This is a genomic window from Ramlibacter pinisoli (assembly GCF_009758015.1).
Lineage (GTDB): Bacteria > Pseudomonadota > Gammaproteobacteria > Burkholderiales > Burkholderiaceae_C > Ramlibacter > Ramlibacter pinisoli.
The window spans coordinates 1-16,256 of record NZ_WSEL01000003.1; the positions used below are offsets into that span (position 1 = coordinate 1).

Here is a 16,256-nt window from a genome sequence, read left to right on the forward strand (position 1 = left end):
TGGTCGTGATGCTGGCAGTGCCCGTGGACGCGTTGATGACCACCGCGCCACCGCCGCTGGCGTCACGATCGGCGTTGAGGTCCACGTTCAGTGCACCTGTACCGCCGGCCGCGATGGCCACGGAGCCGGTCGTGGCGTTCACCAGCACATCGCGATCGGCGCGCAGCGTCAGCGTCTTCGCGGCGGCGTTGGTGACGGTGATGTTCTGGTTGACCGTGAGGTCGGCGGCGGCTCCGGTGGCCGTCAGCGTCACATTGCCCCCAGTGCTGATGCCATTCGTGCCGTTGACCGTTCCAACGGTCAGACTGCCGTTGTTGACGACATTGATGTCACCAGCGCCATGGGTGGCGGCGATGGTGGTGAACGAGTTGCCGGCGTTGGTCAGCGCGACCGTTCCGGCGCCTGCCAGCAGCAGACCATTCGACGTGATGGCTGCCGTCTGCGTCACTGCGCCGCCGGCGTTGATCGCCATGCTGCCGGTGAGGGTGATACCGGCGTTGACGGCGATGTTATGGCCCGCCTGCATGTCCAGGCCGGCACCGTTGGTGGTCATCGCAATCGCGTTGCTCACCGTAATGTCGTTTGTCGCCTGCAGTTGGACAGTGGTCGCCGACGCGTTGATCGTCGCCGGATCGATAGTCTGCGTCGTGCCGAAATCAGTGAACTCGTCGACGTCGCCCAGTGCCGCCGGCCCGCCGGTAGCCACGATGATGTTCGTCGGATCCAGCAGCCAGTTGCCGACCGTTCCTTGCGGCGCAGACGTGTCGACCGTGGTGGACTTGGCGATCACCAGGCCTTCCTTGCCTGATGTCTCCACCCGGCCACCGTTGCCGCCCTGCGCGCCACCACGGGCACTGATTGCGCCCCCCACGGCCGTCGAGCCATCGGCCCAAACGACGACCGTGCCGCCGTTACCGCTGTTCACGGCATCGGCGCTGATCTGCGCGCCGGTCGCCATCTGTGTCGCGGATGCGTTCTGCTCCGGTCCCTTGCCCTGCCAGTTGCCCCCCACCAGCACCGTACCGCCCCCGGCATCGCCACTGGCGTCGACCTTCGCGCCCGCCATCAGGCCGACCTTGTCCCCCAGCACCTTGACCGTGCCGCCGGTCTCGCCTGTGTTGGCGCCCTTGGCTTCGAGCGTGCCCGAGACGCTCACCACGCCCTGCACCCCGCCGCTCAGCACGATGGTGCCGTTCTGGTTGGCGATGGTGTTCGCGCGGATCACCCCGCTCTGGTTGATGACTGTCGGGAGCGTGTCCGACAGGCTGCTGGCCAGCACCGCCACCTTGCCGCCGTCGGCGGTGATGGCGCCGCTGTTGGTGATGGCGGCATTCACCGCACCCGCATCCACCGAGAAGTTCACCAGCCCCGCGCCGGCCGGATCGACCGTCACGCGCGAGCCGGCCAGCAGGCCGACCGAGCCGCGGGCGGCGTCGATGGTGCCGCTGTTGTTCACCGTGGGGCCCGCCAACACCACGTAGCGCCCGGCCAGGCTGCCCTGGTTGGTCACCGTGCCCAGGCCGCCGCCGCTGAACTGGTAGCGCCCGGCCAGGAAGTCCGTGTTGCTCAGGTTCAGCGTGGAGGCCACCAGCCCGCCGACGTTGACCTCCGCCCCCGGTGCGAACAGCACGCCCGCCGGGTTCACCAGGAACACCTGGCCGTTGGCCTGCAGCGCGCCGGCGATCGTCGAGGCGCCGCCCGACACGCGGTTGAGCGCCACCGACGCCGCATCCGGCTGCGCGAAGCGCACCAGCTCACCGGTGCCGATGTTGAAGGTGCGCCAGTCCAGGACCGCCTTGGCCGTGCCCTGGTTCACCAGCATGGTGTTGGCCGTGGAGGTGTCGATGTTGACCTGCCCCGCCGAAATCTTGACGGTGGAGGCATCAGGCAGCGCGCGCGCCAGCGGCGTGAAGGTGGACACCAGCGTGGCCAGCAGCACGGAGAAGAGACGGCCGGTGCGCAGGCGGTAGGTGGCTTTCAGCTTGCGCGAGATCTGCACGACGACGGTGCGGATCTGCAGGCGGTGCGAGGCGGGACGGGTGCTGTTCATGATCTTCCTTCGGGTACTGCTACAGGCTTACAGCCACTTCTGAACGGTCAGCCACACGCGCGGCTTGTGGTCCGGATCGCTGGCGGGACGGTCGCTGGTGGTGCGCCAGGCGAGTTGCAGCGTGGCCAGGTAGTCACCCCAGGTGCCTGCCGTCAGGCCGAAGCCCGCCGAGCCCAGGGCTTGCGACTCGGGCGCGGGGAACGGCGCCCCGTCCTGGTGGAAGCGCACCCAGCCCCAGTCGTAGAACACACTCCCGCCCAGCGGCACGCCGCCGACGGCGGCGAACTGGTGGCGGTACTCCAGGTTCAGCACGGCGCCGGTGTCGCCCACGGCCTCGCCCACGGGATAGCCGCGCACGCCGGTCGGGCCACCCAGGCCGATCTGCTCGGCCGAGGTCAGGTTGCGCGAGGCAAGTTGCGCCAGCAGGTTCACCTGGACGCGGTCGCTCGCGCGCAGGAAGGTCGCGCGCTGGAACTCCAGGTTCAGCTTGCTGAAGGAGCCCGCGGTGTTCAGCCCGAGAGCGGCGCTCGCGTCCAGCGCCTGCGACACCGGGTCGAGCTTCAGCCGCCCATGGGTGAGGCTGAGCGCATAGCTGCTGAACGAGCTGCCGCCCAGTCCATCGACGAAGTTGCCCAGCGCGCTCAGGCGCACCGAATCCACTCGGCGCTCCGCCGTGCTGGCCGGCGTGGTGGTGCGGTCGGTGAGGTCCTTGCGCTCCAGCGCCACGCTGCCGAACAGGTTGTAGGCACGCGAGCGGATGAAGGGCTGCGTGGCCGAGAGGTTGAACACCTCGGCCTGGCCGAAGGCGCCGAGCGCCGCGAACTGCTTGCCCAGCGCGTACTCCGTGCGCGCGACCAGCACGCCCAGGCGCGTCGCGTACCGGTCCAGCGTGCTGCTGTAGCCCAGGCGGTAGAGGTTGTTGTCCGAACGGTCGGCCAGTTGCAGGCGCCCGGACAGCACGTCACCGCGGCCGGCCAGGTTCTGTGCCTCGAGGTCCACGTAGGCCCGGTATTCGCCGGCGGAGCGCACCCCGTAGTTGTCGGCACCCAGCAGGGCGGCAAAGCGCTTGTCGCTGGGCTTGGCCACCACGACGACGTCGGCCTCGCCGGCATTGGCGCCCGGTTGCACGTCGGCCACCGCCTCGTAGCCGGCCAGGTCGCGCAGCAGCAGCACCGGCTTTTCCAGCAGCTGCTCGGTGATGGGTGTGCCTGCAGGCAGCGCCTGGCGCACGATGCTGTCGGCCAGGGTCGGCGACAGGCCGCTGCCCTCGAGGCGCACGGTGGCCTTGCCCACCCGCGCTTCGAGCACCTGGATGGTCACCGTGCCGCCGGTCGCGGAGAACTGCTGCTGCGGCAGGTAGGCCTCGGTCAGGATGTAGCCGCGCTCGCGATACAGCTGGCGCACGGCGGCCGCCGCCTGCAGCAGGCCGGCCATGTCGATGGACTTGCCCACGTAGGGTTGCAGCACCCCCTGGATGTCGGCCTCGGCGATCAGCGTGTTGCCCTGCACCCGGAAGGCCGCGGGCGTCAGTTGGACCGAGCGATCGAAGGTGGCTGCCGGAGGTGGCACCGGCACCACCACGGCGGGCGGACCGCCCGGCTCCGGCAGCGTCGGGATTTGCCGTGGTGTCTCGAGGATGGTTCCCGCGTCGGGTCGGGTGCTCAACTGCGCGAATGCGGGCGAAACAAGGAGTCCCATGGCGGCCATTGCGGCCACCCGCGTCGTTCTTCTCTGCACTGCTGCTCCGTCTTTTTTAGATTGCGCGCGGACTCTTACAGTCGGACACAGATGTGTCCATCCCTCGTATGGGGTATGTTACTTTTGACTGACAGAAATCCGAGGGATAACCCGCAGAGGGTTACAAGGACCGGAACGCAACGTCGGCGTCCCGCGCCACCACCAACTGGCCTGCGCTTTGCTAGAGTGGCCTTTTGGTCCCAGCGAGACACGATGGCCGACACCACCTCCGCGCCACGCCACATCCGCCTGACATCCCACAGCGGCGGCGTCGGCGCACCACCCATCCACTGGGGGGCTGCCACCCCGGCCGAGCGGGGCCCCATCGTGGGCACCACCACCACGCGCGCGCACCGCAACGTCATCGGCACCCACAGCGGCTCGTACAGCGTGTACCGCGCGCTGGCCGTGGCCGCCGGGGCCCTCAAGCGCGAGCACCGCGCAGACCTGACGAACACCTCGCCGACCGACCTCATCGGCCCCTATCCGCAGTGGCGCGACGGCAGCAAGATGGTCAGCCTCGATCCCTGGGGCGCGGCGGTGGCCGACGTGTACCGCGCGGAGATCGCGGCCGGCCTGGACATCCGCCCGACCATCGCCGTCACCAAGGCCCACGTCATCCTGCCGGAGGTCATCGAGGCGGTGCAGAAGGGCCGGCTCAAGCCCGATGGCAAGCTGCTCACGGCCAATGGCGCCGCCATGGTGACCAAGGCGGCCATCGAGCCGGTCTGGTACCTGCCCGGGGTGGCCAAGCGCTTCGGCTGCTCGGAGACCGACCTGCGCCGCGTGCTGTTCGAGGAGACCGGCGGCATGTACCCCGAGCTGGTGACGCGCAGCGACCTCGAGGTGTTCCTGCCGCCCATCGGCGGCCAGACCATCTACATCTTCGGCAACCCGCGCGACCTGGCCACCCCCGAGGTCGAGCTCACGGCGCGCGTGCACGACGAGTGCAACGGCTCCGACGTGTTCGGATCGGACATCTGCACCTGCCGCCCCTACCTCACGCACGCCATCGAGGAATGCATCCGCGGCGCGCAGCCCAAGGAAGCCGGCGGCCGCGGCGGCGTGGGCCTGATCGCCTACTCGCGCAAGGAAGGCCGGGCGCTGGGCGAGGTCACCAAGTTCCTGGTCTACAACGCCCGCAAGCGCCAGGTCGGCGGCGACACGGCCGACCAGTACTTCGCCCGCACCGAATGCGTCGCGGGCGTGCAGGACATGCGCTTCCAGGAACTCATGCCCGACGTGCTGCATTGGCTGGGCGTGCGCAAGATCCACCGCCTGGTCTCGATGAGCAACATGAAGTACGACGCCATCACCGGCTCGGGCATCGAGGTTGGCGAACGGGTCAACATCCCGGATGAACTCATCCCGGCCGATGCGCGGGTCGAGATGGACGCCAAGATGGCCGCCGGCTACTTCACGCCCGGCGCGGTGCCGGATGCCGAGCGCCTGAAGCAGACCAAGGGCCGGGGGCTGTCGTGACGGCCGGCACCGACTTCGTGCGGGAGCGCTCGCAGGGCGAACTCGCAGCCGCCGCCCTGCGCTCCACGGTCGCGGTACGCGAGCGCTGCGGCCAGCTGCTCGACCGCGCCCGCATCGGCCATTCGGCCTGGTTTACCCTCGACGAAGGCCGCCTGCGCGACGCCGCCGCCGAGGTGGCCACTGCCACGCGCCGGCGCTACCCCAAGCTGCACATCCCGTTCCACAGCCGCTGGCGCCACTTCGAGGCCGGCGGCACCGACCGCAAGGCCGAGCTCGAGAAGCTGCTGGGCGACGCCCCGATGTCCGTGCGCGCTCGCGCCATGGTCGACCTGACGGTGACCAGCGTGCTGCTCGACGCCGGTGCCGGCGCCCACTGGAAGTACATCGAGTCGGCCACCGGCCAGACCTTCACCCGCTCCGAAGGGCTGGGCGTGGCCAGCTTCCATGCCTTCACCGCCGGCCTGTTCTCCAGCGACAAGCTGCGGCCGCTGCAGGCCGATGCCGAAGGGCTGCGCGCGGTCGACACGGACCTGCTGGCCGAGGCGTTCCAGGTGTCGGAAAACAATCAGCTGGTGGGACTGGAAGGCCGCGCCGTGCTGCTGCGCCGGCTCGGCGAGGTGATGGCCGAGCAGCCCGAGGTGTTCGGCGACGAGGCGCGGCCGGCCGGCCTGTTCGACCTGCTGGTGGCCGGCGAGGGCGGCATCGCGCACACCGCCGACGTCGACGTCCACGACATCCTGTCGCAGCTGCTGGTGTCACTGTCCCCCATCTGGCCCCTGGGCCACAGCATCGGCGGCATCCCCCTGGGCGACGTCTGGCGCCACGACGCCGTGCGCGGCGAGGGCGCCTCCGACGGCTGGGTGCCGTTCCACAAGCTGTCGCAGTGGCTCACGTACTCGCTGCTCGAGCCCTTCCACTGGGCCGGCTGCCGGCTGAGCGGCATCGAGCGCCTGACCGGCCTGCCCGAGTACCGCAACGGCGGCCTGCTGCTGGACACTGGCGTGCTGCAGCTCCGCGAGCCCGAGGCGGCGCGGCAGGTCTGGCATCCGGGCGACGAGATCATCGTGGAATGGCGCGCCCTGACGGTGGCGCTGCTGGACGAACTGGCGCACGGCGTCCGGCGCGAGCTGTCGCTGTCCGACGACAAGCTGCCGCTGGCCTGCGTGCTGGAAGGCGGCACCTGGGCCGCCGGCCGCGAACTCGCGCAGCGCGCCCGCAACGGCCTGCCGCCGTTGCAGGTGCACAGCGACGGGACTGTTTTCTAGTCCGCATCGAAGGGAGTCCGCATTCCCGCAGCCTCGCTATAGTCAGCCCGTCCCCTGCTCACCCACAGCACCATGACCCAAGTCCACGTCCTCGACCACCCGCTGGTGCAGCACAAGCTGACCCTCATGCGCAAGAAGGAGGCCAGCACCAACAGCTTCCGCCGGCTGCTGGGCGAGCTGGCGTCGCTGATGGCGTACGAGGTCACGCGCGACATGGCGCTGTCGGACATCGAGATCGAGACCCCGATGGAGACCATGACCGGCAAGGTCATCGACGGCAAGAAACTGGTGTTCGTGTCCATCCTGCGCGCCGGCACCGGCATCCTGGACGGCATGCTCAACGTGGTGCCGGGCGCCCGCGTCGGCCACATCGGCCTGTACCGCGACCCCAAGACGCTGGTTGCGGTGGAGTACTACTTCAAGATGCCGCAGGACATGCACGAGCGCGACGTGGTCGTGGTCGACCCCATGCTGGCCACCGGCAATTCGGCCATCGCCGCCGTCGAGCGCATCAAGGAGCTGCGGCCCAAGTCGATCAAGTTCGTGTGCCTGCTCACCTGTCCCGAGGGCGTGGCCGCGATGCAGAAGGCCCACCCCGACGTGCCCATCTACACCGCCGCCATCGACCGCGAGCTCAACGACCACGGCTACATCCTGCCCGGCCTGGGCGACGCCGGCGACCGCATCTTCGGCACCAAGTAGGTCCATGCGCCCCACCCTCCGGCGGCTCGTGGCCGCCGTTTTTGTGTCCGGCGCGGCACTCGCGCAGGCGGCGCCCTTCACGCCCGCCTCCGATGAGGAAGTGGTCGAGAAGCTGCCGCTGGCCACCGACGCGGCCGCCAAGCGCGTCGAGGGACTGCGCCGGCAGCTGGCCGCGCGCCCGGGCGACGCCGCCCTGCGCATCGAGGTGGCGCGCCGCTACTTCGAGCTGGCGATGGCCCAGGGCGATCCGCGCCTGGTGGGCTATGCCAGTGCCGCCATCGCGCCGCTGGCGGGCGCCGGTCCGTCCGATCCGGCCTACTGGCTGGTGCGCGGCCAGCTCGAGCAATACAGCCACCAGTTCACCCCGGCACTCGACAGCCTGGCCCAGGCGGCCAGGCTCGCACCCGACCTGCCCGATGCGCCGGCCTGGCGCGCCGCCATCTTCATGGTGCAGGCGCGCTACCCCGAGGCGGCGGCCGAATGCGAGCGCCTGGCGCCCATCGCCGATCCGCTGTTCGCCACCGGCTGCAGCGCCTACGTCCAAGCGGCCACCGGTGGCCTGCGACCGGCCTACGAGCGGCTCGCGGCGGCGGTGGCCGCAGCGCCGCAGGCCTCGCCCGAGCTGCTGGTCTGGGAGCACACGCGGCTGGCCGAGATGGCGCAGCGCCTGGGCGACACGGCGGCGGCCGAACACCACTACAAGGCCGCCCTGGCGCAAGGCGTCACCGACCAGTTCCTGCTCGGCGCCTACGCCGACTTCCTGCTCGATGCCCGCCGGCCGGCCGAGGTGCTGAAGCTGCTGGCCGGCTGGGAGCGGTCCGACGTCCTGCTGCTGCGGCTGGCCCTGGCCGGCAAGGCCACCGGCGCCCGCCAGGCGGCCGACTGGGCCGACCAGCTGCGCGACCGCTTCGCCGCCGCCGCGCTGCGCGGCGACCGGCTGCACGAGCAGGAGGCCGCCCGCTTCGCGCTCGACGTCGAGGGCCAGCCAGCCCGGGCGCTGCAGCTGGCCGGCAGCAACTACCAGGTGCAGAAGGAACCGCGCGATGCCTGGATCCTGCTGCGCGCGGCCCTGGCCGCCCGGCAACCGCAGGCCGCCCGGCCGGCTCTCGACTGGCTGGCCGCCAGCCGCTACGAAGACCCGGCGCTGCAGGCGCTGGCGACGCAGCTCGGGACCGTCCGATGAGCCGGGCACTGCAATGGCTCACCGTCACCCTCCTGCTGCTGGCCGGCAGCGCCTTCGCCCACAAGCCGAGCGACAGCTACCTCACGCTGCGGGCGTCGCCTGACGGCGCGACCATCGAGGTGCGCTGGGACATCGCCCTGCGCGATCTCGACTACGTGCTGGAGATCGACCGCGACGGCAACGGCGAGATCACATGGGGCGAGGTGCGCCGGCGCGGCGCCGACATCCACCAGTACGCCCTGCAGCGGCTGGCGCTGGCCGCCGGCGGCCAGGCCTGCACCTGGGCCGAACCGGCGCCGCTGCGGCTCGACCGGCACAGCGACGGCACCTACGCCGTCCTGGGCCTGCAGGCGCGCTGCGCGCCCGACGCCGCTTCGCTGCGACTGCGGTACTCGGCCCTGTTCGACGTCGATCCCACGCACCGAGGACTGGTCCAGTGGCTCGCACCCGGGTCGACCGGCGCCCAGGCCCTGGTGTTCTCGGCCGAGTCGGCCGAGCAGCCGCTGGCGCTGCGCGGCCCGAGCGCGCTGGAAACCCTGCGCCAGTACATCCTCGAAGGCATCTGGCACATCTGGATCGGCTTCGACCACATCCTGTTCCTGCTGTCGCTGCTGCTGCCGGCCGTGCTGCTGCGCGCCGGCGGCCGCTGGATGCCGGTGGCGCGGCTGCCCGGCGCGCTGGGGGCGGTGGTCAAGGTGGTCACCGCGTTCACGCTCGCCCACTCCATCACGCTGAGCCTGGCCGTGCTGGGCTTCGCCAGCCTGCCGTCGCGCTTCGTCGAATCGGTGATCGCCGCCTCGGTGGTGCTGGCGGCGCTGAACAACCTGCGCGGAACGGTCGAGAAGCGGCGCTGGGTGATGGCCTTCGTCTTCGGGCTCATCCACGGCTTCGGCTTCGCCTCCGCTCTGGCCGACCTGGGCCTGCCGCAGGGGGCGCTGGCGCTGGCGCTGGTGGGCTTCAACGTCGGCGTCGAACTCGGCCAGCTGGCCATCGTGGCGGCCTTCCTGCCGGTGGCGTTCTGGCTGCGCCGCACGGTGTTCTACCGGGTAGGCATCCTGCAGTTCGGCTCCATCCTGATCGCCATCCTGGCCAGCTGGTGGTTCCTGCAGCGGGCGTTCGACCTCTGAAGGCGGGAGCGGGAGCGGACAACCGCGCGCAGAAGGCGCAGAAGGCCATCCGATGAGGTCTTCCTCGATGGCGCCTTCCGCATTTTTCTGCGCCACGTCTGCGCCTTCTGCGCCTTCTGCGCCTTCTGCGTCGGGGTGTCCGTCCCCGGGTTCCCGCCCTTGACGTCGCGGCCTCGCTGGCACGACCCTTGCACGACCCGCACGTCCAACAACGAGGAGCCCCATGACCCGCCAAGCCATCTCCCGCCGCACCGCCGCCGCCGTCCTGGCCGCCACCGCTCTCGCCCCTGGCCTCGCGCTGGCGCAGGCCAAGATCAAGGTCGCCGCCGTCTACACCGTGCCGTTCGAGCAGCAGTGGGTGAGCCGCATCCACAAGGCGCTGAAGGCGGCCGAGGCGCGCGGCGAGATCGAATACAAGGCCAGCGAGAACGTCGCCAACGCCGACTACGAACGCGTGATGCGCGAGTACGCCACCGGCGGCGTGCAGCTGGTGGTGGGCGAGTCGTTCGCGGTGGAAGCGGCGGCACGCAAGGTCGCGAAGGACTTTCCCAAGGTGTCGTTCCTGATGGGTTCGTCGGGCAAGCCGCAGGCGCCCAACTTCAGCGTCTTCGACAACTACATCCAGGAGCCGGCCTACCTGACCGGCATGATCGCCGGCGGCGTGACCAAGACCAACAAGATCGGCATGGTGGGCGGCTTCCCCATCCCCGAGGTCAACCGCCTGATGCACGCCTTCATGGCCGGTGCCAAGGAAGTGAATCCGAAGGTGGAATTCACCGTCACCTTCATCAACAGCTGGTTCGACCCGCCCAAGGCCAAGGAAGCGGCCTTCGCCATGGTCGACAAGGGCGCCGACGTGCTGTACGCCGAGCGCTTCGGCGTGTCCGACGCCGCCAAGGAGAAGGGCAAGCTGGCCATCGGCAACGTGATCAACACCCAGGACAAGTACCCCGACACGGTGGTGGCCTCGGCGCTGTGGAACATGGAGCCCACCATCGACCTGGCGCTCAAGAACGTCAAGGACGGCAAGTTCAAGGCCGAGGACTACGGTCCCTACTCGACGATGAAGCACAAGGGCTCCGAACTCGCGCCCCTGGGCACATTCGAGAAGAAGGTGCCGACCGAGGTCATGGCCAAGGTGCTGGCCAAGCAGAAGGACATCCTGGCCGGCAAGTTCCTCGTCAAGGTCGACGACAGCCAGCCGAAGTCGACGGCGAAGTAATGCCGCTTCCCCGCTCCCTCGCGCGCCGGGGGAGGTCGTCTTCCTTCCTCGCGAGACTTGGGAGGTGCTCGTTTTCCTCCCTCCCCCGCTGGGGGAGGGCCGGGGTGGGGGCACGCCCTGGTGGCTGAACCCGCCCCTTCCCCAGCCCTCCCCCCAGGGGAGAAGGAGCAGAGCCGGATCGTCCTGCGCCTGTCCGGCATCACCAAGCGGTTCGGATCGCTGGTCGCCAACGACGCCATCTCGCTCGACCTGGCGGCCGGCGAGGTGCTGGCGCTGCTGGGCGAGAACGGCGCCGGCAAATCGACGCTGGTCTCCATCCTGTTCGGCCACTACACGGCCGACGCCGGCTCGATCGAGGTGTTCGGCCAGCCGCTGCCACCTGGGCAACCGCGGGCCGCGCTGGCCGCGGGCATCGGCATGGTCCACCAGCACTTCACGCTGGCCGACAACCTCTCGGTGCTGGACAACGTGCTCATGGGAACCGAGCCGCTCTGGCGCCCGCTCAGCCGGCGCGCCGCGGCGCGGGCCCGCCTGCTCGAGGTGGCGCAGCGCTTCGGCCTGCCGGTGCAGCCCGAGGCGCGCATCGGCACGCTGTCGGTCGGCGAACGGCAGCGGGTCGAGATCCTCAAGGCGCTGTACCGCGGCGCCCGCATCCTGATTCTCGACGAGCCCACCGCGGTGCTGACGCCGCAGGAGAGCGAGGCCCTGTTCGCCACCCTGGGCCAGATGGTCGCCCAGGGGCTGTCCATCGTCTTCATCAGCCACAAGCTGGCCGAAGTGCTGCGGGTCGCGCACCGCGTGGCCGTGCTGCGTGGCGGCCGGCTGGTGGCGCAGGCGCCGGCCCGCGGCGCCACCCAGGCGCAGCTGGCCAACTGGATGGTCGGCCAGGCCGTGCAGCTGCCGCAGCGCACGCCACCGGCCGCCGTCGGTGACGTGGCCTGCCGGCTCGAAGGCGTCAGCGTTGCCGGCGGCCGCGAGCGCCTCGAAGCCGCCTCGCTGCAACTGCGCAGCGGCGAGATCACCGCCATCGCCGGCGTCTCGGGCAATGGCCAGCTGGCCCTGGCCGACCTGCTGTGCGGCACGCGCGCCGCTGCCGCCGGCACCGTGTGGCTGGATGGCCAGCCCTGGCGCGCGCAGCCGGGCTGGGTGGCCCGGCACGGCGTGGCCCGCATCCCGGAGGACCGCCACGGAGTCGGCGTGGTGGGCGACCTGCCGGTCTGGGAGAACGCGGTGTCCGAGCGGCTGCACTCCCCGGCCTTTGCGCGCGGGCCGTTCGTGCGGCGCGCAGCCGCCCGCGCGCATGCGCAACGCATCGCCCAGGCCTACGACGTGCGCGGCGCCGGCGTGGAGGCGCCCACCCGCGCGCTGTCGGGCGGCAACATGCAGAAGCTCATCCTGGGCCGTGCCCTGCTGGCGCCGGACGGCCGCACGCCGCGCCTGATCGTGGCCCACCAGCCCACCTGGGGCCTGGACATCGGCGCGGTGGCCTATGTGCAGCGGCAGCTGCTGGCCGCCCGCGACGCCGGCGCAGCCGTGCTGCTGCTGTCGGACGACCTCGACGAAGTGCTGGCGCTGGGCGATCGCATCGCGGTGATCCATGCCGGCCACCTCACGGCCACGCGGCCGGCCGGAGAGTGGACGCGCGAGGCGATCGGGCTGGCGATGGCGGGCGCGGGGGATGCGGACGGCCTGGAGTCCGGCCTTCAAGGGGACGACGGCCACCTGCTGGATGCGGGTCCCACTCGCAGCGGCAGCGGCATCGGGAGCGGATCGCCCCCATGAGGCTCGAACCCCGCACCTCCACGTCCCCGCTCGCGCTGGCCCTGGCGCCCCTCGGCGCTGTCGCGTTCACGCTGGCCGTCAGCACCCTGCTCGTGCTGTGGGCCGGCGCGCCGGTCGGCCCGACCTGGGGCCATCTGGTGCGGGGCGGCTTCGGCTCGGTCTTCGCCTGGACCGAGACGCTGACCCGCGCCACCCCGCTCATCTTCACCGGCCTTGCCGCCACCGTGGCCTTCAAGGCGCGCCTGTTCAACATCGGCGCCGAGGGCCAGCTCTATGCGGGCGCGCTGGCCGCCGTGGCCGTGGGCGGCCTGCACGGCGGCGAGGGCTACGGGCTGCCGTCTCCCCTGCTGTTCGGGCTGATGATGCTGGCCGCCGCGCTGGCCGGTGCGCTGCTGCTGCTCGGCCCGGCCCTGCTCAAGGCCCGGCTGGGGGTGGACGAGGTGGTCACCACGCTGCTGCTCAACTTCGTGGTGCTGCTGGGCGTCTCGGCGCTGCTCGACGGCCCGATGAAGGACCCCACGGCCATGGGCTGGCCGCAGAGCGTGGCCCTGAAGGACGAGCTCTCGCTGGCCCACCTGGTCGAGGGCGCCCGCCTGCACACCGGCCTGCTGGGCGCCGCCGCCCTCGCCGTGGTGGTATGGGCCGTCCTGAAATTCACCACCTTCGGCTTCGACGTCCGGGCGCTCGGCGCCAACGCGCGCGCGGCCGCTTTCGCGGGCGTGCCGGTGACCCGCACCGTGGTCGGCGTCGCCCTGCTCTCCGGTGCGCTGGCGGGCCTGGCCGGCGCCGTCGAGGTGGCAGGCCGCACCGGCTACGTGACGCTCGACATGTCGCCAGGCTACGGCTACAGCGGCATCGTCATCGCCATGCTGGCCGGGCTGCACCCCCTGGGCGTGCTGCTCGCGTCGGTGTTCGTGGCCGGTGTGCTGGTCGGCGCCGACACCATGAGCCGGGCCATCGGCGTGCCCACCTACATCGCCGACGTCATCGTCGCTGCCTCGCTGCTGGCGGTGCTGGTGGCCACGCTGCTGGCGCAGTACCGGGTGCGGTGGCGGTGAGGGTGGGAGCGATGGTGGCTTGTGCCCGTCTTTCCCGTGATGGCGGGGTCGACCCGCGCTCTCGTCATTGCGGGCTTGACCCGCAATCCATCTCCAGGTTCACGTCGAACCGGGACGGTGATCCGGTCGCTGGCGGGTTCCGCGACGGGAGATGGATCCCGGGTCAAGCCCGGGATGACGAAATGTCGGGTCAAGCCCGGGATGACGAAATGTCGGGTCAAGCCCGGGATGACGAAATGTCGGGTCAAGCCCGGGATGACGAAATGTCGGGTCAAGCCCGGGATGACGAAGTGCGGGGTCGGGCCCGGGATGACGAGGCACGGGGGAAAGCCCCGCAACTCCAACCCCGTCATTGCGGGCTCGACCCGCAATCCATCTCCAGGTTCACGTCGAACCGAGGCGGTGATCCGGCCGCTGGCGGCTTCCGAGCCGGGACATGACCGACCTCCTCGACATCCTCGCCAATCCGGCGTTCTGGATCGCCGTGCTGCGCATCGCCACGCCGCTCATCCTGGGCACGCTGGGCGTGCTGCTGTGCGAGCGGGCCGGGGTGCTGAACCTGGGCATCGAGGGGATCATGGTCGCCGGGGCCTTCACCGGGTGGCTGGCCGTGTATGCCGGCGCGAACCTGTGGGCCGGGGTGCTGGTTGCCGCGGCCTGCGGCGCGGTGTTCGGGCTGCTGCACGCCTGGCTGACGGTGGGACTGGCGCTGTCGCAGCACGTCGCCGGGCTGGGCGTGACCCTGCTGGCCACGTCGCTCAGCTACTACGGCTACCGCGTGAGCTTTCCCAAGGTGAACACGCCGCCCACCATCCAGCCGTTCCAGCCCATGGACTGGCTCGGGCTGCCGGTGCTCTCGGCGCAGACGCCGCTCACCCTGCTGGCGCTGCTGCTGGTGCCCGCCATCGGCTGGCTGCTGTACCGCACGCCCGTCGGCCTCGCGCTGCGCATGGTGGGCGAGAACCCGCAGGCCGCCGAGAGCCAGGGGGTCTCGGTGCTGGGCCTGCGCACCGGTGCCATCGTGGCGGGCTCGGCCCTGATGGGCGTGGCCGGCGCCTTCCTCACGCTGTCGGCGTTCAACTCGTTCTACTTCAACATGGTCAACGGCCGCGGCTGGATCTGCGTGGCACTGGTGGTGTTCGCCTCCTGGCGGCCGGGCAAGGCGCTGCTGGGCGCCCTGCTGTTCGCGTTCTTCGACGCCCTGCAACTGCGCCTGCAGCAGGCCGGCGACGCCGCGCTGCCCTACCAGGTCTACCTGATGCTGCCCTACCTGCTGTCCATCCTGGCGCTGGTGCTGGTGGCCCGCAAGGCCGCCTATCCTCAGGCCCTCATGAAGCCCTACCGCAAAGGAGAGCGCTGATGCTCGATCTCCTGGTCACAAACGCCACCCTCCCCGACGGCCGCACCGGCATGTCGGTCGCCGTCCAGGGCGGCACCATCGCCGAGGTCACGGCCGGCCTGCGCGCGCCCGCCCGCGAGACCGTCGATGCCGGCGGCAACCTGCTGGCGCCGCCCTTCTGCGATCCGCACTTCCACATGGACGCAACGCTCAGCTACGGGCTGCCGCGGGTGAACGAGAGCGGCACGCTGCTGGAGGGCATCGCGCTGTGGGGCGAGCTCAAGCCGCTGCTCAAGGCCGAGGACATGATCGCCCGCGCCCTGGCCTATTGCGACTGGGCCGTCGCGCGAGGCCTGCTGGCCATCCGCAGCCACGTGGACACCAGCGACCCCAGCCTGCTGCCGGTCGAGGCGATGCTGGAGGTGAAGAAGCGCGTGGCCGGCTACCTCGACCTGCAGCTGGTGGCCTTCCCGCAGGACGGCGTGCTGCGCACGAAAGGTGGCATCGAGAGCCTGAAGCGGGCGCTCGACTTCGGCGTCGACGTCGTCGGCGGCATCCCCCACTTCGAGCGCACCATGGCCGACGGCGCGGCCAGCGTGAAGCTGCTGTGCGAAATTGCGGCCGAGCGCGGCAAGCTGGTCGACATGCACTGCGACGAGACCGACGACCCCCTGTCGCGCCACATCGAGACGCTGGCCTTCGAGGCCCAGCGCCTGGGGCTGCAGGGCCGCGTCAACGGCAGCCACTGCACGTCCATGCACAGCATGGACAACTACTACGTCAGCAAGCTGCTGCCCCTCATTGCCGAGAGCGGCGTCAGCGTGGTGGCCAATCCGCTGATCAACATCACCATCCAGGGCCGCCACGACACCTACCCCAAGCGGCGCGGCATGACCCGCGTGCCCGAGCTGATGGCCGCCGGCGTCACCGTGGCGTTCGGGCACGACTGCGTGATGGACCCGTGGTACGGCATGGGTTCGGCCGACATGCTGGAGGTGGCGCACATGGGACTGCACGTGGCGCAGATGACCAGCCAGAAGGGCATCCGGGCCTGCTTCGACGCGGTCACCCGCCATGCGGCGCAGGTGATGCACCTGCAGGGCTACGGCATCGAACAGGGCTGCGCGGCCAGCTTCGTGCTGCTGCAGGCGAGCGACCCGGTGGAGGCGATCCGCCTGCGCGCCAACCGGCTGAAGGTGTGGCGCCAGGGCCGGCTGCTGGCCGAGACGCCCGAGGTCTCGTCCCGCCTGCACGTGCCAGGGCGCGCCGACCGGGTCGGCTTCGTCCGCCCGGCCTGAAACGCTGCGGC

At 70.7% G+C, this 16,256-nt stretch carries 12 protein-coding genes; 10 read left to right on the forward strand and 2 right to left on the reverse strand.

Going from position 1 to position 16,256, the window contains the following annotated elements; genetic code table 11:
* Both GON04_RS01215 and GON04_RS01220 read right to left on the reverse strand, forming a co-directional pair.
* A partial coding sequence (locus tag GON04_RS01215) for a two-partner secretion domain-containing protein (RefSeq protein ID WP_157396197.1) occupies positions 1-2,050 on the reverse strand: 2,050 nt, incomplete at its 3' end.
* 27 nt (positions 2,051-2,077) lie between these two features.
* Positions 2,078-3,715, reverse strand: coding sequence for a ShlB/FhaC/HecB family hemolysin secretion/activation protein (locus GON04_RS01220; protein WP_157396198.1), 1,638 nt, complete (start codon positions 3,713-3,715; stop codon positions 2,078-2,080).
* A gap of 285 nt (positions 3,716-4,000) precedes the next feature.
* Here GON04_RS01220 and GON04_RS01225 point away from each other — a divergent pair, with 285 nt between their 5' ends.
* The 10 genes from GON04_RS01225 (at position 4,001) to GON04_RS01270 (ending at position 16,245) form a co-directional block, all read left to right on the forward strand.
* Entirely contained in the window at positions 4,001-5,269 is a 1,269-nt protein-coding gene (locus tag GON04_RS01225) for a GTP cyclohydrolase II (RefSeq protein WP_157396199.1), read from the forward strand.
* Positions 5,266-6,534, forward strand: a complete 1,269-nt coding sequence (locus tag GON04_RS01230) for a DUF1688 family protein (protein WP_181653822.1) — start codon at positions 5,266-5,268, stop codon at positions 6,532-6,534. Before GON04_RS01225 ends, GON04_RS01230 begins: the two co-directional genes overlap by 4 nt.
* Before the next feature lie 72 nt (positions 6,535-6,606).
* A complete protein-coding gene (gene upp, locus GON04_RS01235; RefSeq protein WP_157396200.1) occupies positions 6,607-7,236 on the forward strand; it encodes a uracil phosphoribosyltransferase in 630 nt (209 codons plus the stop codon).
* 4 nt (positions 7,237-7,240) lie between these two features.
* Complete coding sequence (locus tag GON04_RS01240) at positions 7,241-8,419, forward strand: tetratricopeptide repeat protein (RefSeq protein ID WP_157396201.1); 1,179 nt, start codon at positions 7,241-7,243, stop codon at positions 8,417-8,419.
* Positions 8,416-9,546, forward strand: a complete 1,131-nt coding sequence (locus GON04_RS01245) for a HupE/UreJ family protein (RefSeq protein WP_157396202.1) — start codon at positions 8,416-8,418, stop codon at positions 9,544-9,546. The genes GON04_RS01240 and GON04_RS01245 overlap by 4 nt, the downstream gene beginning before the upstream one ends.
* 223 nt (positions 9,547-9,769) lie before the next feature.
* Positions 9,770-10,768: a BMP family protein gene (locus GON04_RS01250; RefSeq protein WP_157396203.1), complete on the forward strand. Its 999-nt coding sequence runs from the start codon at positions 9,770-9,772 to the stop codon at positions 10,766-10,768.
* Between the two features lie 120 nt (positions 10,769-10,888).
* On the forward strand, positions 10,889-12,550 hold the full coding sequence (locus GON04_RS01255) for an ABC transporter ATP-binding protein (RefSeq protein WP_338050867.1): 1,662 nt from the start codon (positions 10,889-10,891) through the stop codon (positions 12,548-12,550).
* Positions 12,547-13,608 (forward strand): ABC transporter permease, encoded by a 1,062-nt coding sequence (locus tag GON04_RS01260; protein WP_157396204.1) that lies wholly within the window; start codon positions 12,547-12,549, stop codon positions 13,606-13,608. Before GON04_RS01255 ends, GON04_RS01260 begins: the two co-directional genes overlap by 4 nt.
* Before the next feature lie 436 nt (positions 13,609-14,044).
* On the forward strand, positions 14,045-14,968 hold the full coding sequence (locus GON04_RS01265) for an ABC transporter permease (protein WP_157396205.1): 924 nt from the start codon (positions 14,045-14,047) through the stop codon (positions 14,966-14,968).
* Positions 14,968-16,245: an amidohydrolase family protein gene (locus GON04_RS01270; RefSeq protein WP_157396206.1), complete on the forward strand. Its 1,278-nt coding sequence runs from the start codon at positions 14,968-14,970 to the stop codon at positions 16,243-16,245. The genes GON04_RS01265 and GON04_RS01270 overlap by 1 nt, the downstream gene beginning before the upstream one ends.
* The last annotated feature ends 11 nt before the right edge of the window (positions 16,246-16,256 follow it).